The sequence below is a fragment of the Pseudarthrobacter sp. HLT1-7 genome, assembly GCF_059383435.1.
In genome coordinates this window covers 87,976-107,205 of record NZ_JBWZCH010000011.1, presented here as the reverse complement: position 1 = coordinate 107,205, position 19,230 = coordinate 87,976, and the positions used below count along the sequence as shown (strand labels likewise).

The following is a 19,230-nucleotide window of genomic DNA, read 5'->3' as shown; positions in this document are numbered from 1 at the left end:
AGCGGCGGGGGCGCGGCATCCGGAAGCGTGCCTCTAAGGGAGCGTCGCGTCCGCTCAGCGGGCGCTTTCGCGACCGAGCACGCGGAGGATGGCGAACCCCGCCGCGTAACCCGGCCACAATTGATTTAGCACCAAGACCACTCCAAGACAAAGGAAAAGCACATGGCAAAAGTTGCCCCTGAACTGCAGTACTCCGACGAGCATGAGTGGGTTGCGCGGGAGGCCGGGAACATTGTGTCCATTGGCATCTCGGCCGTGGCCACCGACGCGCTAGGAGACATCGTCTACGTGGACCTGCCCGAGGTCGGCACCGCGGTGACCGCCGGGGAGACCTGCGGCGAAGTCGAGTCCACCAAGTCCGTCTCGGACCTCTATGCCCCCGTTACCGGCGAGGTCACCGAGATCAACCCCGCCGTCGCCGATGACCCTGCCCTGATCAACAGCGACCCGTACGGCGCCGGCTGGCTCTTCAAGGTCGCCGCCGAGTCAGACGGCCCGCTGCTCTCGGCCCAGGACTACGCGTCCAAGAACGGCGGCGAACTGTGAGCGGCACCGGTGCCCCCGGCACCGTGACCTTCGAGCAGGTCATCTCCCCGAGCCTCGACGCGGAGTTGTCAGCGCTGGATCCGGAGATCGCCGTGCAGATCGACGCAGAGCTCACCCGTCAGCGGGACGGCCTGGAAATGATCGCCTCCGAAAACCACACCGCCAAGGCCGTCATGCAGGCGCAGGGCTCCGTGCTGACCAACAAGTACGCCGAAGGCTACCCGGGCAAGCGTTACTACGGCGGCTGCGAGCACGTTGACGTAGTCGAACAGCTCGCGATCGACCGGGTCAAGGCCTTGTTCGGCGCCGAATACGCCAACGTCCAGCCGCACTCCGGCGCGCAGGCCAACGCCTCCGTCATGCACGCACTGATCCGGCCGGGCGACACCATCATGGGCCTGAACCTGGCGCACGGCGGGCACCTGACTCACGGCATGAAGATCAACTTCTCCGGCCGCCTGTACAACGTCATCCCGTACCAGGTCCGCGAAGAGGACCACCGGATTGACATGGTCGAGGTGGAGCGCCTGGCCCAAGAGCACCAGCCGAAGCTGATCGTTGCCGGCTGGTCCGCCTACGCCCGGCAGCTGGACTTCGCCGAGTTCCGCCGGATCGCCGACTCCGTAGGCGCCTACCTGATGGTGGACATGGCCCACTTCGCCGGTCTCGTTGCCGCCGGCCTGCACCCGTCACCGGTGCCGCACGCGCACGTCACCACCTCCACCACGCACAAGACCCTCGCCGGTCCGCGCGGCGGCATCATCCTGACCAACGACGCCGCCATCGCCAAGAAGATCAACTCGGCCGTGTTCCCCGGACAGCAGGGCGGCCCGCTGGAGCACGTGATCGCCGGAAAGGCCGTGGCGTTCAAGATCGCAGCCTCGCCCGAATTCAAGGAACGCCAGGTGCGGGTCCTCGCCGGGGCCCGGATCCTCGCCGAGCGCCTGGTCCAGGCCGACGTCACCGCCAAGGGCATCTCCGTGATCTCCGGCGGCACCGACGTGCACCTGGTTCTCGTGGACCTGCGCAACTGCGAGCTCAACGGCCAGCAGGCCGAGGACCGGCTCGCGGAAATCGATATCACCGTCAACCGCAACGCCGTGCCGTTCGACCCGCGACCGCCGATGGTCACCTCGGGGCTCCGCATCGGCACCCCGGCGCTGGCCACCCGCGGCTTCGGCGAAGCTGCGTTTGCCGAAGTTGCGGATATCATCGCTGAAGCCCTGATCGCCGACGCCGGCGCGGACCTGTCCGGCCTGCGCACCCGGGTGGTGGCACTCGCGGCCGCCCACCCGCTGTACCCCTCGGTTGCCAACCTCGCCTGATTTCCCTCCCGGGCTGGCTCCGGGGCCGTCCGGCCCCAGTTTTCACGCGTGCTGCTCCTCCGTCGCTTTGACGCACGCTTTCGAAAACCGCGGCCGGCCGGCCCCTCCGCCGACCGACCACTTATCTAGTTAGGAACCCGGCTATGGCTGTTGGTGTCTTTGATCTTTTTTCCATTGGGATCGGGCCTTCGAGTTCCCACACCGTGGGTCCCATGCGGGCCGCTGCGGTGTTTGCCGAAGAACTCAAGGCTTCCGGGTTCCTTGAGAAGGTGGCGTCGCTGCGCGTGGATCTCTACGGCTCCCTTGCCGCCACCGGCCACGGCCACGGGACCATGACGGCCATCCTGCTCGGCCTGGAAGGTTTCCACCCCGAGCTGATCCTCCCCGAGGAAGTGGAGGAGCGGCTCGCCACCATCGCCGAAACCGGGACCCTGCAGCTCGCGGGCTCAGGGCAGGGCAGCGGCGTGCCCCTGCCCTACGGAGCCAAGGACATGGTCCTGCGCCCGCTGACCATCCTGCCGCGGCACACCAACGGCATGACGTTCGCCGTCTCCGGCGCCGACGGCGGCATCCTGCACAGTGCCACCTTCTTCTCCGTCGGCGGCGGCTTTATTGTCCGCGAAGGCGAGGAGGATGCGGCGCTCAAGGAGTTGGACGAGTCCAAGAAGGAACTGCCCCTGCCGTTCCGCACCGCCGCGGAACTGCTGGGCCGCTGCCAGTCCAAGGGCCTCTCGATCGGCGAGATCATGTTCGTCAACGAGCGCGCCTCCCGGACCGAGGCGGAGATCCGCGAGGGCCTCCTGCACATCTACTCCGTGATGGAAGGCTGCGTCGAGGTCAGCCTCAAACGCGAGGGCCTGCTGCCCGGCGGGCTCAAGGTCCGCCGTCGTGCACCTGACTGGCACAAACGCCTGATGAAGGAAACCCGCGGCCAGGACCCCGACTACCGCGACCCGAAATACTGGCAGGAATGGGTAAACCTGATCGCCCTCGCCGTCAACGAGGAAAACGCCTCGGGCGGCCGCGTGGTCACTGCCCCCACCAACGGCGCCGCCGGCATCATTCCCGCCGTGCTCTACTATGCCCTGCACTTCGCGCCGGGCATGGACAAGGCAACCCAGCAGGACCGCGACGACGTCGTGATCAAGTTCCTGCTGACCGCCGCGGCCATTGGGGTGCTCTACAAGGAACAGGCATCGATCTCAGGCGCTGAGGTGGGCTGCCAGGGCGAGGTGGGCTCGGCGTCGTCGATGGCGGCAGCAGGCCTGGCCGAGGTCATGGGCGGCACCCCGCAGCAGGTGGAAAACGCCGCGGAAATCGCGATGGAACACAACCTCGGCCTGACCTGCGACCCGATCGGCGGGCTGGTGCAGATCCCCTGCATCGAACGCAACGCGATCGCCGCCGCGAAGGCCATCAATGCCGCCAAGATGGCACTCTGGGGCGACGGAACCCACCGGGTGTCCCTCGACGAGGTGATCGTAACCATGCGGGAGACCGGCAAGGACATGAGCTCCAAGTACAAGGAAACCGCGATGGGTGGCCTCGCCGTGAATGTGGTGGAGTGCTAGCCGTCAGTTGTTGAGCGCCGCCCACAGATTCAGCGACGAGGCGAACACGATCCAGGTGAGGTAGGGCAAGAGCAGCAACCCCGCTATCCGGCTGATTGGTCCGAAGTGCAGCACTGTGACGGTCACCGCCACCGCCAGGGCAGCGATGATGCCGAAGGCGAGCCACAGGGCGGAGGTGCCGAGTGCCGGGTACAGGCCGAAGAAAGCCGGCGTCCACAGCAGGTTCAGCAGCAGCTGCACGGCGTAGGCGGTGAGGGCGCGTCTGCTCCCTTCGGCCCGGCGGCGCCAGACCAGCCAGGCGGCCACGGCCATTGCGGTGTAGAGGAATGTCCAGGCCGGCCCGAACACCCAGTTAGGCGGGGACCACGGCGCTTTGGCCGCGGTGGCGTACCAGCCATCAACGTTGCTGGCACTGGCCAGTCCGCCGAGTCCCGCAACCAGGGCGGAGGCCCCAAGGAACACCAGCAGTCCCAGCAGCTGGGGGCCCAGCGCGCGCCCTCCGGGCGCAGGTTTTCGATGCCCTTGTAGCGGGGTCCCAGATCCTGCGGTCAATGGTTGCTGATCAGGCGGCATGCTTCCAGCGTAGCGGGTCTGTTCGGGGCCGGAGCAGAGGGCCGGGCAGATAGACTTGAAGCTGCATGTCCGCATGCCGCCGACGCTCGTACCGCCATGATTGGATACCGCACCCTTGCGTGACTTCACTGCCCGCTTTGCCTCTGCCGAAGAGATCGCCAACTGGGATACCCACGTCACGGCGAACGCCAACGGCGGCAATCTCCTGCAATCGGAGGCCTTTGCCGAGGTCAAGCAGCACTTCGGCTGGAAGCCCCTGCACCTGGTGTACGAGACCGCCGATTACACGAGCTACAACCTCATCCTCGAGAAGTCCTTTCCGCTCCTGGGCAAGCTCTGGTACCTGATTAAAGGCCCCGATGTGGCGTCGGTCGAGGATATCCCGGGCATCGCGGCGGCCAACGCCGAGTTCGTGAAGCGTGCCCGGCTGGGGGTCTTCGCGATTAAGATCGAGCCGGACATCGTGCTCTCCGACGACGCCAGACGGGTCCTCGAGAGTGCCGGTCTGGTCAAGACCCACAACCTGCAGCCCAACGACTCGACGGCCCTGCTGGACATCTCCCCGGCGGAAAACCAGTTGCTGCGTAACCTTCATTCCCGCGGCCGCAACGCCGTCCGCCGCGCCCTCCGCGAAGGTGTGGAGGTCCACAACGCGGAGCCCACGGAAGAGAACTTCCAAGCCATGTATGCCCTGATGACCACCACGGTGGAGGCCAAGTCCCAGGTCCGGGTCCGCGAATACGGGTACTACCGCCAGTTTTGGACCAACTTCATCGCCCGCGGCCAGGGCCGGCTTTTGTTCGTCCACGAGAACGGCGTGCCGTCGGTGGGCGCCTTCGTCATCAACTACGGCAGCAAGGGTACCTACAAGGACGGCGGCTCCCTGCAGAATCGCGGCCAGTACGGTGACTCCCACCTCGTGCAGTGGATGGCCATCAACCAGCTCAAGGCACTCGGCTGCACCGAATACGACTTCTGCGGCACGCCCCCGAGCGGCCAGCTTAAGGACACGGCCAACCCGTTCCACGGGCTGGGCCTGTTCAAGACCAGCTTCAGCAAGACCGTCACGGACTTTGTCGGCTGCTACGACCAGGTCCTGAGCCCGCTGAAGTACAAGGCCTGGATGGCCGCGGGGGAGCGCGTCGCCCGCCAGCTCTACACCCGCCGCACGGGCCAGCAGTTCTACTAAACCGGCTGCATACAGGATATTAGGGAGGCCGGAATGACCAAGGAAGCCGACGGCCGCCGCAGACCGCCCACGGACGGGCTGCCCAGGACCGAGCCGATGTCGGCCATACAGGTGCACCAAAACGCTGCCGCCAAGCGGATGCTGCGCCGGCTGGTCCAGGGCGAGAACCCGCCGACCGCTCCGATGAGTATTGTGGACCGGCTTGCCGGCAGCCCCTATGCCAACCCGATGATCCAGGTGGGCGGAGTGGATACCTCTGCCCGCAAGACGATCGACTTCGCCTTGCACCTGGCCGAGTCAATGTTCCGCTACGGCGCCGGAGCCCTGGAGGTGGAGACCAGCATCATCGCCATCACGGCTGCCCTGGGCCTGAAGAACATCGAGGTGGACATCACCAACCAGTCGGTGGCCATCAACTACGCCCCCAGGGACCAGACTCCGATCTCGCTGCTGCGCGTCGTGCGGTCCTGGACCAACAACTACGCGGGCCTCGCCCAGGTGCACTCCCTGGTTACGGATATCGTCGCCGGCGGCGTGGGCCGCGAGGAGGCGGTGCGCCGGCTCGACGAAATCACCCAAAGCGCCAAACCGTTCCCGCGCTGGATGGTCACGGTGGCGTTCGGGGTGTTCTCCGCGGTCTTCGTCGGGGTCCTCGGCGGCGGCCCGGGCGCCTCTGCCGTCGCGTTCGCGTCCAACCTGCTGGTCAGCCTGCTGGCCCGGCAGCTGGGACGCTGGCGCACACCGGATTTCTTTATCACGGCATCCTGTTCCTTCCTGGTCACCTTCATCGCGCTGCTCCTGTGGCGGTTCGGCAACCCGGTAGGCATCCAGATACCTCCCGCCATCGTGGTGGTCGGCGGAATTCTGCTGCTGCTCCCGACCGGCCGGCTCGTCTCGGCAGTGCAGGATGCGATCAACGGCTTCCCCGTCACGGCGGCCGGCCGGTTCCTCTCCACCATGCTGACATTTGGGGCGTTGGTCGCGGGCATCGCCATCGGGTTCGTGGTGGGGGACATGACCGGCATGGAGCCCATCGACGTGACCGAAACATTCCCGCCGGCGTATCCGTTGTGGGCCGTGATCGTCCTGATCGCCATCGCGGTGCTGATGATCGGCATCACCGAGCAGACCAGCTGGACGCTGCTGCTGCCCACCGCGGCCGTGGGCGTGGTGGGCTATCTGGTGCTGCTCGGCGGAGATGCCCTCGGGATCGGGGCGCGCTTTTCGCCGGCACTCGCCGCCGTCGCCATCGGCCTGCTGGCAAGGGTGGTGGCGCTCCGGATGGGTGCGCCGCAGCTGGTCGTGGCAGTCCCCGCGGCGCTGATCCTGCTGCCCGGACTCACTATATTCCGGTCCATGTATGTACTGACCATCGAGGAATCCGAGATCCTGATCGGCGCCGGCGGGATGCTCAACGCCGGGGCGATCGTGTTGGGCGTCGCGGCCGGCATCGTGCTCGGCGACACGCTCGCTAGACCGCTCACACGGGGCCTGTCCAGCAATGAACGACGGCGGGCCCGGCGCCGTTAGTTCCGGTCCGCCGCAGCGCCGGGGTTGTGGGGAGACCCGGCGCCGTTAGTGCGCATTCTCGTTAGTTCGCCCGGGAGTCTTGGCCCGAGCGCCGGGAGGGCACGGCTCAGGGACATGCCCCGTGCCGGGACCAGCGGGTGGACATTGTGTCATTATGCCCAGTCCCGGGTGCGGAGAATGGACATGTCCTCCCGCGCGAAGCCGGGCTCACCGCCGCAGGGCCCGCCCAACGCCTGCGGAGACCCGCCCGACGCCTGCGGAGACCCGCCCGACGCCTGCGGAGACCCGCCCGACGCCTGCGGAGACCCGCCCGACGCCTGCGGAGACCCGCCCGACGCGGCGGGCCGCGACGTTCCTGCCCAGTTACTTCCTCGCCCGGCGCCACAAGCCCGCGGGAATCCGGGCCTTTCCCGGGCTGGGGGGAGGTGTGGCGGCCGGCTACTGGGAAGGAGCGCCGCCAACGGCCGCCTACGCTCGAGCAGGGAGCAGGTCAACGAAAATACCCCCGGGTCTGGACGCCCGCCCAGAGGGACATGCCCCGCGCCGGGGCCAGCGGGCGGACATAGGCCCCTTGTGCCCAGTCCCGGGTGCGGAGAATGGACATGTCCCCACGGCGGAGCGAAGCGCCCCTCAGAAACTAACCCCCGTTATCCCGCCCACCGACGAACCAACGAAATGCCCACTGGTGCCGGATCCTACTGTGGGATGTCGCCGGTTAGCTTTCGCCGGTGGGATCTCGCCAGTTAGATCTTCCCGATCGGTAGTTTCTTCTCCGCCTGGAAGTCGTCTTCCACCCGGCCCATCGCCCAGTAGCCGGACAGCGAGACCTGCCCGCGTTCCAGCCCGCGCTGTGCGTAAAACACCTCCCGGAGGGTCTTCATATAGCCGCGCTCGCCGTGCGCAAAGACCTGCACCCGGCCTTCCGGCCAGGCCGCATCGCGGACCGCGGCGACCAGCAGTCCGCTGGCCCCGGCGGGCACGCCGCGGCGCAGGAGCCAGCGCAGCTCAACACCGGCGGGGGCGCCGATCGATTGGATGTCGGCGTCGCTGTCCACCTCCAGGAAGGCCAGTCCCCGGGCGTCTTCCGGCAGGGATTCGATCGCGGCGCCGATGGCCGGCAGCGCGGATTCGTCGCCGGCGAACAGGTACCAGTCCGCGGCCGGGTCCGGGTTGTACCCGCCGCCCGGACCGGTGAAGATGAAGGCGTCCCCGGGCTGCGCCGTGGCCGCCCATGGTCCGGCGAGGCCTTCGTCGCCGTGGACCACGAAGTCGATGGCGAGCTCTCCGGCGGCCATGTCCACCCAGCGGACGGTGTAGGTCCGGGTGTGTGGCCACTGATCGCGCGGCATGGATTCCCGGACTTCCCAGAGGTCCAGGGGATCCGGGTAGTCGATCCCGGCCTGCGGGAACACCATTTTGACGTACCGGTCCACGAAGCCGTTGTTGACGTACCCGGCAAAGCCCGGGCCGCCCGCCACGATCCTGACCATGTGGGGTGAAAGTTGTTCGCGGCGCAGAACCGTGAGGTTGGTCTGCGGTCGCGATTTCCGGGTGGCCGAGGTGGCGGCGGGGGCTGACGTCATGGGACCAAGCCTAGCCAGGATGGCTGGCGGAAGCCGGACCGTGAAGCCCTTCTACGGAAACGGCGGCAGTTCCCAGTCCACCGTGCCGTCGCCCTGCTCCAAAAGCAGGTTGTTGGCGCGGCTGAAGGGCCGCGAGCCGTAGAAGCCGCGCGAGGCCGAGAGCGGGCTGGGGTGGGCGCTGGCGATCACCGGGGCAGATCCCAGCAGCGGGGTGACGGATGCCGCGTCCTTGCCCCAGAGGATCACAACGAGGGGAGCCGGTGTGCCGTCGGCGCTGCGGCGGTTCACGACGGCGGCGATGGCGGCCGTCGTGATGGCTGCCCAGCCCTTGTTCCGGTGCGATGCTGCCGCCCCGGCCCGGACACTGAGGACCCTGTTCAGCAGCAGGACCCCCTGCGCTGACCAGCGGCTGAGGTCGCCGTGGACCCGCGGCGGCAGGCCGAGGTCGGCGTTGAGCTCCTTGTAGATGTTGGCGAGGCTTCGCGGGATGGGGCGGGTTGCGCCGTCCACCGCGAAGGACAGCCCGACGGCGTGGCCCGGCGTCGGGTAGGGGTCCTGGCCGACGATCAGGACCCGGACGCCCGCCAGCGGCTGCCTGAACGCCCGCAGGACGTTCGACGGCGAAGGCAGCACCATGTGCCCCTCGGCCACCTCAGCGGCGAGGACGTCCAGAACGTCGCGCAGCTGGCCCTCGACGGGAGCCAATGCGTCCGCCCAATCAGGGGACATCAGCTCGGCGAGGGGCAGCCGCGCGAGCTCGGCGAAGCCGACGCCCTCGGCCGCTGGCGGCTCCAGCCCGAACAGCGCGTCGGGGTCCCGGGCCTCGGAACGAGGAGCCTCGGAATGAGGGGCGTCTGAATCAAACACGGATCCATTCTCGCAGGGTCCCAAATGACAAGCATGTTATTCGCCCGTAGCATGGGGGAAGACCTTTTTTCGGATCCAGCCAGGGAGCGTGTCGTGGCCGAACAAGCGCAGGATCATCTGTCCTCGGCGGAGCCAGATGCCGCGGGGACCGGCAGGGAGGCGCCGCTGAGCGGCCGCGACCAGCAGATGCTGGCATTGGAACGGCAGTGGTGGAAGTACGCCGGGGCCAAGGAACAGGCCATCCGGGAGCTCTTTGACCTGTCGGCCACGCACTACTACCAGATTCTCAACGCGCTCATCGATTCCGAGGATGCCCTGGCGCACGATCCCATGCTGGTCAAGAGGTTGCGTAGACTGCGTACGTCACGCCAGCGCGCGCGCACTGCTCGCCGCTTGGGCTCAGACGCGTAAAACCATGGCCGGATGTGCAGATTCCTGCGCGGTAAACCGGCCCTGGCAACTTCGTAAGAAATCAGCAAGGACGTCGTTTCTACCATGACCAAATATGCTCGGGATGAATTTGATCGGGTCCCGGAGACCTCCACGCGCCAGGGTGTCCACCGTGCAGTGGCCGGATCCCGCCGCCGCCGTCTCGGACCCATTCTGGCCGTCGGCGCCACAGCGTTGGCCATTGGCCTGGTGGCTCTCCTGATTCTGCCGAAGCTCGGATTTAGCTCCGCCGGAAACTCTTCGGACGCATCGGCCGAACAAAGCGGAAGCAGTGCCACCGCATCGGCCGCCGCCGCAGCTCCCACCGGCACGCCCTCCGGCGCCGCACCCGCCAGCGCCGCACCGAGTCCGGCCCCCTCCGCGTCCGCGACGCCGTCGGCCCCGCCGAAGGCGAGCGCCGCCGTCGTCGACAAGACCCAGCCGGTCGCGATCTACAACGGCACGGCCACCGCCGGACTTGCCGGCCGCGCGGGCGGAACGGTCACCACCGCGGGCTGGGTGCTGGGCCCCATGGGTAACTGGGGTGGGGTCCGACAGCAGACGTCCGTGATTTTCTACAGCAGCGCCGCCCAGAAGGGTAACGCCGAGGCACTGGGCTCGCTGCTCGGCATCCAGACCATGATGGAGTCAGCCGAATTCAAGATGCCGCTGGTCGTCGTGCTGGGGCCCGGCTTCCAGTAGTCCGGTCCGGTTACGCCTGAATGACTATTGCAAGCCGAGCCGGTCCCCGGCCTGCACTCCGGGAGGATGCTGTGGGTACAGTACTTGCGGACGTCGCATTGCATTCCGCGGCGCACATTGTGGTGCGCCGTTCGTCAGCCAAATGAAAGTGTGGACATCATGGCATTGGGAACCGTCAAATGGTTCAACGCCGAAAAGGGCTACGGCTTCATCACCGTGGACAATTCGGGGGCCGACGTCTTCGTGCACTGGTCGGCCATTACCGGGGAGGGCTACCGCGCCCTTGACGAGGGGCAGCGCGTCGAGCTGGAAGTCGGCGAGGGCGAGAAGGGCCCGCAGGCCGAAAGCGTCCGGCCTGCCTAGTGATATTTCCCGCCGCACCGCACGGCCCGCACGCCTCAGCGGACACTGACGGACTGGAATCCGGGCGGCCGGTGTCCGCCCGACGCCGGGCGGGTGCACGCCGGCTGGGGCGCGCCGTAACAGCGGCGGCCGTTGCAGCCTTGGCATTGACCGGGTGCGGGCCCGCCGGCGGTGTCCGTGTGGAGAAGGCCGCCGCCAGCGGTGACGGCACCCTCCGGATCGGCCTCATCCTTGACAACACGGGCAAGCAGGGCTTTCTCAACGCACCCCAGCTGGCCGCCGCCAAACTCGCCGTCAAGGAGATCAACGCGGCCGGCGGACACAAGGGCAGACCGGTGGAACTGCTGCCCGAGACGATCAGCGAGGACACCGTGGCCCAGGCCAAGGCGCTCGTCGCGGCCAAAGCGGACGCCGTGATCGGCCCGACCGACTCCGGCCGCGCGCCCGGCGCCATCGATGTGCTCTCCAACGCCAAGATCGCCATGATTTCCCCTGCCAACACGGCCAGCGGGCTCAGCAGCTACAAGAGCAACGGCTACTACTTCCGCACCTCGGCCGCCGATATTGCGCAGGGCTCCGTGCTCGTCAAGCTCGCCAGGGACGGCGGCGCGGCAACAGTCGCCGTCGTGTACGAGGAAGGCAGCTACGGCAAGGACGTGTCCAACGCTGTCGCCGCCGCGGCCAAGGAGGCCGGACTCGGCCCCGTGACGGTCGCTGAATTCAAGCCGGGCCAGGCCCAGCAGGCGGCGGCCGCGGCGAAAGCGGCGGGACCGGACGCCGTCGTCCTCATCGCCCGCGACGGTGCGCAGGGTGCCATCGCCGAGCTGAACAACGTCGGCCTGGCCGGCAAGAAGCTTATCCTCAGCGACGGTGCCGTTGACCAGTACGGCTCCGGGCTCGGCTCCCGGGCGCTCGACGGCGCGCGGGGGATCCTGCCGGGGATCTTTGCGTCCGCGCATTTCCAGGGCGAACTGGTGTCTGTTGTCCCCGGCCTGCGGGACATGACCTTCGCCGCCGAGACGTACGACGCCGTTAACCTCGCCGTGATCGCGGCGGCCGCGGCGGAGGACGACGCCGGCACATCGATCGCATCGAAACTGATCGCGGTCTCCGGCGGCAAGGCCCAGCCGGCCGGCGGAGACCAGACCTCCGGTGAGGCCGCAGTGTGCAGGAGCTACAAGGAATGCCTCGACACCGTCCGGGCGGGCAAGCGACCCGACTACGACGGCGAATCCGGTCGGATTAACTTTGATTCGAACGGCGACGTGACGTCTGCCCACTACGTTGTCTACAGCTTCGGCGCGGACAACAAGGCCACAATGAGCGGAAGCGAAACGGCGAGCAGCGGCGGGAGTTAATCGCCCACAGCGAATTGTGCCCCGGCAGAGCGCCGGTACGGTGCCGAAACCGGGCCGCCCGGCACGCCCACTGCTTGCACTCTCCCCGGGGGAGTGCTAATTATTGAATTAGCACTCCCGCGTATTGACTGCCAGAACGACGCCCCGGTTCCACCGGCCGCGACGTGGAGCAGCCGGTCCGGGAGCGAAAGAAATACCTGGTTGTGGTGAGATCCCCGACCCGGTGGCGTACAGAGGCTGCCGGGGAAGGATCGTCCGTCGCGGGCACCGCAGCGAAGGTCCATTCTTAACGACTGTCCCGAAAGGACTACTGCCGTTATGGCCAAGATCATTGCATTTGATGAAGAGGCACGCCGCGGCCTTGAGCGGGGCCTGAACATCCTCGCTGACGCCGTCAAGGTCACCCTCGGCCCGCGTGGACGCAACGTCGTCCTCGAAAAGAAGTGGGGCGCCCCCACGATCACCAACGATGGTGTATCCATCGCCAAGGAGATCGAGCTGGACGATCCTTACGAGAAGATCGGCGCCGAGCTGGTCAAGGAAGTTGCCAAGAAGACGGATGACGTCGCCGGCGACGGAACCACCACCGCTACCGTGCTGGCGCAGGCACTGGTCAAGGAAGGCCTGCGTAACGTCGCGGCCGGCGCTGATCCCCTGTCCCTCAAGCGCGGCATCGAAAAGGCTGTCGAAGCCGTCACCCGCGAACTCCTGGCCTCCGCCAAGGAAATCGAAACCAAGGAAGAGATCGCCGCCACGGCATCCATCTCCGCCGGTGACAACGAAATTGGCGCCCTGATTGCCGAAGCCCTGGACAAGGTCGGCAAGGAAGGCGTCATCACCGTCGAGGAGTCGAACACCTTCGGCCTCGAGCTGGAGCTCACCGAAGGCATGCGCTTCGACAAAGGCTACATCTCGGCCTACTTCGTGACCGACGCTGAGCGTCAGGAAACGGTCCTCGAGGATCCGTACATCCTGATCGTCAACTCGAAGATCTCCAGCGTCAAGGAACTGGTCGCTGTCCTCGAAAAGGTCATGCAGTCCTCCAAGCCGCTGCTGATCATTGCCGAAGACATCGAGGGCGAGGCCCTGGCCACCCTGATCGTCAACAAGATCCGCGGCACCTTCAAATCCGTCGCCGTCAAGGCTCCGGGCTTCGGCGACCGCCGCAAGGCGCAGCTCGCGGACATCGCCATCCTCACCGGTGGCCAGGTCATCTCCGAGGAAGTCGGCCTCAAGCTTGAAACCGCCGGCCTCGAACTCCTGGGTCGCGCCCGCAAGGTCGTCGTCACCAAGGACGAGACCACCATCGTCGAGGGTGCAGGCGACGCCGACCAGATCGCCGGCCGCGTTTCGCAGATCCGCGCCGAGATCGAGAACTCCGATTCCGACTACGACCGCGAGAAGCTGCAGGAACGCCTGGCCAAGCTGGCCGGCGGCGTTGCAGTCATCAAGGCCGGCGCCGCAACCGAAGTTGAGCTCAAGGAACGCAAGCACCGCATTGAGGACGCTGTCCGCAACGCGAAGGCTGCCGTCGAAGAGGGCATCGTCGCCGGCGGTGGCGTTGCCCTGATCCAGGCCGGCCTCAAGGCATTCGCCAACCTGAACCTCACGGGTGACGAAGCAACCGGCGCGAACATCGTCCGCGTTGCTATCGACGCCCCGCTGAAGCAGATCGCCTTCAACGCCGGCCTCGAGCCCGGTGTTGTCGTCGACAAGGTCCGCGGACTGCCTGCCGGCCACGGCCTGAACGCTGCAACCGGCGAGTACGTCGATCTGCTGGCTGCCGGCATCAACGACCCGGTCAAGGTCACCCGCTCCGCCCTGCAGAACGCGGCATCCATTGCCGGCCTGTTCCTCACCACCGAGGCCGTTGTGGCCGACAAGCCGGAGAAGAACTCCCCGGCCATGGGCGGCGGCGACGACATGGGCGGCATGGGCGGCATGGGCGGTTTCTAACCACCCGGCTCCAAGCCACCTGAACTATTCGTTCAACGACGGCGGTCGCACCTTCGGGTGGGGCCGCCGTCGGCGTTAACCCGCCCCCGTCCCCGGACGCTCCCTCACATCTGGTCGCTTTGGCAGTCCCTCTGGCTGCGGCGGTCCCGCAGGCGTGGTGAGGCAAGGCCGGGCCGGTGCCCGGGGGAGGTGAGGCAGGGTCGGGTAAGAGCCCGGGGTCTGGCAGGATATAGCAGTGACGATTACAGCAGCGGCCGACGGTTCGGCTCTAGGAAATCCAGGTCCGGCCGGGTGGGCCTGGTACGTGAACGACGGCTGCTGGCGGGCTGGCGGGTGGCCGCATGGCACCAACAACCAGGGCGAGCTCATGGCGGTCCTGGACCTCTTCCGGTCCACTAAACACCTCGCGGCCGAGGATCTGCACATCCTCTGCGACAGCCAGTACGTCATCAACTCGGTGACCAAATGGATGCCGGGCTGGAAGCGCAAGGGATGGCGCAAGTCCGACGGCAAGCCCGTGCTGAACGTGGAGCTGCTCAAGGAGATCGACCGGGAGCTGTCCGGGCGGAAGTACACCTTCGAATGGGTGCGCGGTCACGCCGGGCACGAGCTCAACGAGGCAGCCGACGACCGCGCGCGGGCCGCGGCAACCGCCTACCAGCAAGGCGTCGCGGCGCGCCAGGGTCCCGGTTTCGGTGCGGCAGCGGAAGGCTCCGCTCCCGCTGGACAGGCGGCGCTCCCGGCAGTGCAGTCCGCCCCGGCAGGACAGTCCGCCCCGGACCGATCGGGCCAGCAGGAGCTGTTCGGCGAACCCGGAATGTTCAACGAACCCGGAATGTTCAACGAACCCGATCTATTCAGCGAGCTGGCAGATGACGTCGCGGCGTCCCAGGGCACGGATTCCAGCCCGGAAGCCATCGTTGAAGCACTTGAGCGCGAGCTCCTCCTTCCGGAAACCCGCGCCGACATCGGACGCACCGGGGTGCTGCTGCATCCGGACTTCACCGAAATCGGCAGCTCCGGCCGGATCTGGACGCGCGACGCCATCATGATGGCGCTGGAGGAGAACCCGGACGGCCCCATTGAACTGGAGATTCTGGGGGCAGACCGGGTGAGCGAGGGGACTGTCCTGCTGACCTACCGCAGCTACGCCCGTTCCGGAACGGCTCTGCGGAGCTCGCTGTGGGTCCTCGACGGCGCGCAGTGGCGGCTGCGGTTCCACCAGGGCACGCCCGAAGACTGAGGGCGGCACCGGGGCGGCACGGGCCGCTCAGCTGAATCGCTGGGCGTTGTTCAGTTCGGCCTGGGCGTAGCTCGCGGCCGCCGAGTTGAGCGCCAGGTTGATGGAGGCCAGGGACGCCTCGACCTTGCCCTGCGTCAGCGTCCACTCGGTGACCAGGGCCTGAAAGTTGGTGGCTGCTGAGCCGCGCCAGCTGGCCTGCAGCTCGTCGAGTCCGCGCTTCATGGCCTGGACGTCAGCGCTGATCCGGTCGACCGTGGCCTTGACGTTGGCGGATTTGAGCTGGAGGAGTTCCGTATCGACGGAGATGATGCTCATGGGATGACCTCTCGACAGTGGCTCGCCCGGGTCTTCCGGACACCTCGAGCCTAGGCAGCCGCCAAGATCTCCGTCCATGCCCGGTTCGGCGTATGTGGAAAAGCCTCCGCAGTGACAGCTACGCCCTGGCGTCGTCGTCGGCGTCCGTCCTGGGGTCTGCGGTGTCGTCGCGTTCCGAACCATCGTCCAAATATGGAAGGCTGACCACCAGGGTGGCCCCGCCGCCGTCGGTCTTATCGACCCGGACCGTGCCGGAATGCGAGCCGACAATGGCCGCCACGATCGCCAGCCCGAGCCCGCTGCCGCCGGTTTCCCGGGTCCGCGAGGTGTCCGCGCGGTAGAAACGCTCGAAGATCCGGGCGGCTTCCTCGTCCGGGACGCCCGGGCCGTGGTCGCGGACCTCGATGACGGACAGCCGTGCACCGTCCGCGCCGTTCCGGACGCCGACAGCCAGCTCAATGGGCGTGCCCTCGGGAGTGTAGCGCAGCGCATTGCCCACCAGGTTGCTCACGACCTGCCGGAGCTTCGCCTCGTCACCCAGCACGGGTGCCGGTGCGGCGGGACCGCCGTCGAGTCCCGTGAGGGAAATGGCCCGGCCGCGGTCGCTGGCCTGGGTGTCCACAGCCGCGTCGTTGGCAATCAGCAACAGATCGGCCGGATTCTGCTGCAGCGGACGCTGCTCGTCGATCCTCGCCAGCAGGAGCAGGTCCTCCACCATGGACCCCATCCGTTTGGCTTCACTTTCGATCCGTCCCATGGCGGTGGCAATGTCCTCCGGGGCGGACAGAGCGCCGTGCCGGTACAGTTCCGAGAAACCGCGGATGGTCACCAGCGGGGTGCGCAGTTCGTGCGAGGCGTCCGCCGCGAAACGGCGCATCCGCGCCTCGGACGCCATCCGGGCGGCGAAAGCTGTTTCGATGTGCGCCAGCATGGCATTGAGCGAGCTGCCGAGCCGGCCCACCTCGGTGCCGGGGTTCTCGATGTCCACGCGCCGGGAAAGGTCGCCTGCGGCGATCGCCGCGGCGGTCTTCTCCACCCTGGCCAGCGGCCGGAAGGACCGGGCGATGCTCCAGGTGGCGATGAAGAAGGCCAGCACGAGGGTCAGCAGGCCCACTCCGACCACCACTAGGACGGCGTGTTCCATGACGGAGTCGACCGGCCACAGCGGAAGCCCGATGACCACGACGGAGCTGCGCTGGCTGCTGTCGACGACGTTGAGGGCAACCACCCGCCAGTTGCGCCCGTCCGTGCCGCGGACCTGGAACGGGATCTGGGCCCGTTCCTTGGCCTCCGCGGCGGTCATGCTGCTGATGGCCGGGCGTAGTTCCTTGTCGCCGCCGAAGGGAATAGCGGGGAGCCCCGGCGTCAGCAGCATAAGCGAATAATCGGTTGGAATGCTCTGGCTCTGGTCCTGCAGCTGGCTGAAGGACTGCTGCTGGCGCACCGAATCGACGGCGGCCTTGAGTTTGTCGTCCACCTGGCCCTGCAGATAACTGTGCAGCAGGGTCAGCGTCCCGGCGCCGGTGGCGGTGAGCGCCACCAGCATAAGAGCTGTCATGATGGCGACGAGCTGCGACCTGAGCGAGGCCGATTTCCAGCGCTGGAGCAACAAGGTCAGCGCTTCTCGGCCGTCCGCAGCACGTAGCCGACGCCGCGCTTGGTCTGGATCAGCGCGGGTGCATCGGGATCGATATCCACCTTGCGGCGCAGGTACGAGATGTACGACTCCACGATCGAGGCGTCACCGTTGAAGTCGTATTCCCAGACGTGGTCCAGGATCTGGGCCTTGGACAGCACCCGGTTCGGGTTGAGCATCAGGTAACGCAGGAGCTTGAATTCGGTGGGGGACAGCTCGATCACGGTGCCGCCGCGGCGCACCTCGTGGGCATCGTCGTCGAGCTCCAGATCATCGACCCGGATGACGGCGTCGTCGTCCTGCATCGGCTGGGTGCGGCGCAGCACGGCGCGGATGCGCGCCACCACCTCGTCGAGGCTGAAGGGCTTGGTGACGTAGTCATCGCCGCCGACGGTCAGGCCCATGACCTTGTCCTCGGTATCGTCCTTGGCCGTCAGGAAGAGGACCGGGAAGTGCTTGCCCGAGGCGCGCAGCCGGCGGGTGACGGTGAATCCGTCCATATCCGGCAGCATGACATCCAGCACCGCGAGGTCCGGGGCGTGGAGTTCCGCGGCGGCAAGGGCTTCGCGCCCGTTTGCCGCCGAGACCACTTCGAAGCCGGCGAAGCGCAGCGAGGTGGACAGCAGCTCCCGGATGTTCGGTTCATCATCGACGACGAGCAGCTTGGCTTCTGGACCGTTCTTTTTCATGGCTCCTATGATCCTCCCAGAGTCTGTGAGTTTTCTGAAGGGTTGATGTGTGTTCTATGGGCGGCGGCCAATTGCCCGGGCCGGCAAAGTTTGTGCACATGGGCACTGGAAAGGCATTCCCCTCCGCCGGCGCCGACACTAGAGTGGCCCTATCGAAATCACCCGGCCGCGGCGGAATGACCGCCGGTACCCAATGAAGAGGACACAAAGTGATGACTGAGAGCAACGCAGCGGACAGTTCCGGCGCCGCTGACCGGAGCATCCGCGACTGGACAGATCTTGCCGAAGAGATGTGGTCCTACCTGACGGGCAAGGGCGCGGCCATCAACTACAACTTCATCGATATGACCATTGAGGTTCCCCGCGACATTGGCCCGGATGCGCCGCGGGCCACCTGGAAATTGAACGGAAGTCTTCGCGTGACCACAAGCGACAACGACGCGGCAGGTTCCGACGAGAACCGAGGCTGAACGTGACCCCGCGGTTCAGGGCCGACATCAACCTGGACTTTTCCCTCCAGGAGGAATCCGGAGTGGAGGCACGCGGATCGGTGCGGGCTTCCGGGAGCGAAGTACTGGTTTCCCTGGAGCGAATGGACGCCCTGATCTCGCAACGGATGCCGTCCCTTGGCGACGTTAGGCCGCTTGCCAAGACACTGTCAGACCAGGGATTGACGGTTGTAGTGGAAGGACCGGGAGGCAGAATCATCAGCCTGGGGGCCGTTGGCGCTTCGGCCCCGCAGCGGCTGATGACCAGATCGCCCCACATCAAGCTGGGAAAGCTGGGGGCTCTGGCGCCTTTGCTGAAACGGGGCCGCCGTTCCAAGGTCCGAAGGTTTTCCCTGCTGCCGCCTGCGACCTTGCTGCCGCTGCTGCCGACAGTGAAACGCACCATTCCCCGGCGCATCACCACAACCCACTACACCCGGGGCGGCGGAAGGCCACGCCTGATTTTTGTCCGGGACTCGGAGTCTTGGGACGGACAGGTCCCGCGTGAGTTCGTCCTCAGTGCGGAGCGGGTGCGCATCGGCAGCGATGAATCCGCGGATCTGCAGCTTCCAGGACTGGACGGCGTACATGCGGAAATAGTCCACAATGACCAGGATGAATACGTCCTGGTCCGGCACGGAAAAGTCAGCGGAAGCTTCGGTCCGGGATCGCAGTCGGTACTGCGCACCGGCGCCCGGATCCAGGTGGGCCCGTGGTGCCTGGCCTTTTTCCGTGAGGAATTTGCCGACCACGGACGCCCCTTCGGCGGCCGGAGCGGCGGCGAATTCGCCTACCAGCGTCCACAGCGCGATCCCCGGACCGGGGCCATGGAACAGGACGGGTCGACGTACACCCGCTGATCCGGGA

General features: G+C 66.9%; 20 protein-coding genes. 13 read left to right on the top strand and 7 right to left on the bottom strand.

Features of this window, described 5'->3' with window-relative positions; genetic code table 11:
* The first annotated feature begins 162 nt into the window (after nucleotides 1-162).
* From gcvH to AC50X6_RS12150, 3 genes are all read left to right on the top strand, one after another.
* Nucleotides 163-546, top strand: a complete 384-nt coding sequence (gene gcvH / locus AC50X6_RS12160; RefSeq protein WP_494966457.1) for a glycine cleavage system protein GcvH — start codon at nucleotides 163-165, stop codon at nucleotides 544-546.
* The gene (gene glyA, locus AC50X6_RS12155; protein WP_494966456.1) at nucleotides 543-1,871 is read left to right on the top strand and encodes a serine hydroxymethyltransferase; all 1,329 of its coding nucleotides are present in this window, start codon (nucleotides 543-545) and stop codon (nucleotides 1,869-1,871) included. The genes gcvH and glyA overlap by 4 nt, the downstream gene beginning before the upstream one ends.
* 143 nt (nucleotides 1,872-2,014) lie before the next feature.
* Complete coding sequence (locus AC50X6_RS12150; RefSeq protein WP_494966455.1) at nucleotides 2,015-3,442, top strand: L-serine ammonia-lyase; 1,428 nt, start codon at nucleotides 2,015-2,017, stop codon at nucleotides 3,440-3,442.
* A gap of 3 nt (nucleotides 3,443-3,445) precedes the next feature.
* Here the strand turns inward: AC50X6_RS12150 and AC50X6_RS12145 are convergent, their stop codons facing one another.
* On the bottom strand, nucleotides 3,446-4,015 hold the full coding sequence (locus AC50X6_RS12145; RefSeq protein ID WP_494966454.1) for a TspO/MBR family protein: 570 nt from the start codon (nucleotides 4,013-4,015) through the stop codon (nucleotides 3,446-3,448).
* 115 nt (nucleotides 4,016-4,130) lie between these two features.
* On the opposite strand from AC50X6_RS12145, the gene AC50X6_RS12140 reads away from it, so the two are divergent.
* Together AC50X6_RS12140 and AC50X6_RS12135 are read left to right on the top strand one after the other, a co-directional pair.
* Nucleotides 4,131-5,204, top strand: coding sequence for a lipid II:glycine glycyltransferase FemX (locus tag AC50X6_RS12140; RefSeq protein WP_494966453.1), 1,074 nt, complete (start codon nucleotides 4,131-4,133; stop codon nucleotides 5,202-5,204).
* Between the two features lie 33 nt (nucleotides 5,205-5,237).
* A complete protein-coding gene (locus tag AC50X6_RS12135) occupies nucleotides 5,238-6,734 on the top strand; it encodes a threonine/serine exporter family protein (protein ID WP_494966452.1) in 1,497 nt (498 codons plus the stop codon).
* 207 nt (nucleotides 6,735-6,941) lie between these two features.
* On the opposite strand, the gene AC50X6_RS12130 is transcribed toward AC50X6_RS12135, so the two are convergent.
* From AC50X6_RS12130 to AC50X6_RS12120, 3 genes are all read right to left on the bottom strand, one after another.
* Nucleotides 6,942-7,097, bottom strand: coding sequence for a hypothetical protein (locus tag AC50X6_RS12130; RefSeq protein ID WP_494966485.1), 156 nt, complete (start codon nucleotides 7,095-7,097; stop codon nucleotides 6,942-6,944).
* Between the two features lie 380 nt (nucleotides 7,098-7,477).
* The gene (locus AC50X6_RS12125) at nucleotides 7,478-8,317 is read right to left on the bottom strand and encodes a siderophore-interacting protein (RefSeq protein WP_494966451.1); all 840 of its coding nucleotides are present in this window, start codon (nucleotides 8,315-8,317) and stop codon (nucleotides 7,478-7,480) included.
* A 51-nt stretch (nucleotides 8,318-8,368) separates the two neighbouring features.
* On the bottom strand, nucleotides 8,369-9,184 hold the full coding sequence (locus AC50X6_RS12120) for a uracil-DNA glycosylase (RefSeq protein ID WP_494966450.1): 816 nt from the start codon (nucleotides 9,182-9,184) through the stop codon (nucleotides 8,369-8,371).
* A gap of 93 nt (nucleotides 9,185-9,277) precedes the next feature.
* On the opposite strand from AC50X6_RS12120, the gene AC50X6_RS12115 reads away from it, so the two are divergent.
* From AC50X6_RS12115 to AC50X6_RS12090, 6 genes are all read left to right on the top strand, one after another.
* A complete protein-coding gene (locus AC50X6_RS12115; RefSeq protein ID WP_494966449.1) occupies nucleotides 9,278-9,595 on the top strand; it encodes a DUF3263 domain-containing protein in 318 nt (105 codons plus the stop codon).
* An 84-nt stretch (nucleotides 9,596-9,679) separates the two neighbouring features.
* On the top strand, nucleotides 9,680-10,315 hold the full coding sequence (locus AC50X6_RS12110; protein WP_494966448.1) for a LytR C-terminal domain-containing protein: 636 nt from the start codon (nucleotides 9,680-9,682) through the stop codon (nucleotides 10,313-10,315).
* 159 nt (nucleotides 10,316-10,474) lie between these two features.
* Nucleotides 10,475-10,678, top strand: a complete 204-nt coding sequence (locus AC50X6_RS12105; protein ID WP_494966447.1) for a cold-shock protein — start codon at nucleotides 10,475-10,477, stop codon at nucleotides 10,676-10,678.
* Between the two features lie 71 nt (nucleotides 10,679-10,749).
* A complete protein-coding gene (locus tag AC50X6_RS12100; protein ID WP_494966446.1) occupies nucleotides 10,750-12,036 on the top strand; it encodes an ABC transporter substrate-binding protein in 1,287 nt (428 codons plus the stop codon).
* A 318-nt stretch (nucleotides 12,037-12,354) separates the two neighbouring features.
* Complete coding sequence (gene groL, locus AC50X6_RS12095; protein WP_326967555.1) at nucleotides 12,355-13,992, top strand: chaperonin GroEL; 1,638 nt, start codon at nucleotides 12,355-12,357, stop codon at nucleotides 13,990-13,992.
* 235 nt (nucleotides 13,993-14,227) lie between these two features.
* A complete protein-coding gene (locus tag AC50X6_RS12090) occupies nucleotides 14,228-15,235 on the top strand; it encodes an RNase H family protein (RefSeq protein ID WP_494966445.1) in 1,008 nt (335 codons plus the stop codon).
* Between the two features lie 27 nt (nucleotides 15,236-15,262).
* On the opposite strand, the gene AC50X6_RS12085 is transcribed toward AC50X6_RS12090, so the two are convergent.
* The 3 genes from AC50X6_RS12085 to AC50X6_RS12075 all read right to left on the bottom strand — a co-directional run bounded on the left by AC50X6_RS12085 (nucleotide 15,263) and on the right by AC50X6_RS12075 (nucleotide 17,875).
* Nucleotides 15,263-15,550, bottom strand: a complete 288-nt coding sequence (locus AC50X6_RS12085) for a WXG100 family type VII secretion target (protein ID WP_494966444.1) — start codon at nucleotides 15,548-15,550, stop codon at nucleotides 15,263-15,265.
* A gap of 118 nt (nucleotides 15,551-15,668) precedes the next feature.
* Nucleotides 15,669-17,159 (bottom strand): sensor histidine kinase, encoded by a 1,491-nt coding sequence (locus tag AC50X6_RS12080; protein ID WP_494966484.1) that lies wholly within the window; start codon nucleotides 17,157-17,159, stop codon nucleotides 15,669-15,671.
* Between the two features lie 5 nt (nucleotides 17,160-17,164).
* Entirely contained in the window at nucleotides 17,165-17,875 is a 711-nt protein-coding gene (locus AC50X6_RS12075; protein WP_326967552.1) for a response regulator transcription factor, read from the bottom strand.
* Between the two features lie 212 nt (nucleotides 17,876-18,087).
* Here AC50X6_RS12075 and AC50X6_RS12070 point away from each other — a divergent pair, with 212 nt between their 5' ends.
* On the top strand, nucleotides 18,088-18,345 hold the full coding sequence (locus AC50X6_RS12070) for a hypothetical protein (RefSeq protein WP_494966443.1): 258 nt from the start codon (nucleotides 18,088-18,090) through the stop codon (nucleotides 18,343-18,345).
* 2 nt (nucleotides 18,346-18,347) lie between these two features.
* Nucleotides 18,348-19,223, top strand: a complete 876-nt coding sequence (locus AC50X6_RS12065) for an FHA domain-containing protein (protein WP_494966442.1) — start codon at nucleotides 18,348-18,350, stop codon at nucleotides 19,221-19,223.
* The last annotated feature ends 7 nt before the right edge of the window (nucleotides 19,224-19,230 follow it).